Source organism: Methylobacterium sp. J-030, from assembly GCF_022829545.1.
Classification (GTDB): Bacteria; Pseudomonadota; Alphaproteobacteria; order Rhizobiales; family Beijerinckiaceae; genus Methylobacterium.
In genome coordinates, this window is sequence record NZ_JAKSYM010000241.1 from 1 (window position 1) to 780 (window position 780).

1 protein-coding gene is annotated in these 780 nt (G+C 69.7%); it reads left to right on the top strand.

Translation table 11 applies throughout. The features are described from left to right. Positions 1-780 (top strand): DUF927 domain-containing protein (locus MKK75_RS17640; protein ID WP_244043840.1); only part of this gene is annotated, 780 nt, incomplete at both ends.

Consider the following 780-nt stretch of genomic DNA (forward strand, 5'->3'; position numbering starts at 1 on the left):
CAGGAAGCCACCGCGGCGATCGTTACCGACACCCTGTTGTGCCTCGACGAGATCGGGGTGGCTGAAGGCCGGGATGCAGCGGCGGCCGTCTACCAGTTGGCCTCCGGCGTCGGCAAAGGCCGCTCGGCTCGGGACGGCTCAATGCGTGCGCCGATGACATGGCGGGTGCTGACGCTCTCGACCGGCGAGTTGCCGATGGCGGCCAAGATCGCGGAGGACAAGCAGCGCAAGGCCTATGCGGGTCAGGCGGTGCGTCTGCTCGATGTCCCCGCTGATGCCGGCCGCGGCTTCGGCCTGTTCGACCACGCTGGGCCGGAGGGGGATCCTGCCCGGCTTGCCGAAGCCCTGCAGAAGGCCGCCCTGTCGGCTTACGGCGAGGCCGGACCGGCCTTCGTCCGCGCTCTGATGGACATGGGCCAGGAGGAAGCCCGGACCCTCGTCGTCGACCTCGTGGATAGCTTCGTTTTGGATCATGCCCAGCCGTGCGGCAGCCCGCCGAATCTGCCCGTCGGCGTCGGCCGGCGCGTGCTCCAAACCGATGCTACCCACGAGGGCGACGACGAGGGTCCGGGCTTCTTCCTGGCCCATGTCCATCAGAGCGCGGACGAAGGCCGGTCCGGCATCGCCGTAAGCCGACAGGGCGGCCTTCTGCAGGGCTTCGGCAAGCCGGGCAGGATCCCCCTCCGCCCCAGCGTGGTCGAACAGGCCGAAGCCGCGGCCGGCATCAGCGGGGACATCGAGCAGACGCACCGCCTGACCCGCATAGGCCTTGCGCTGCTT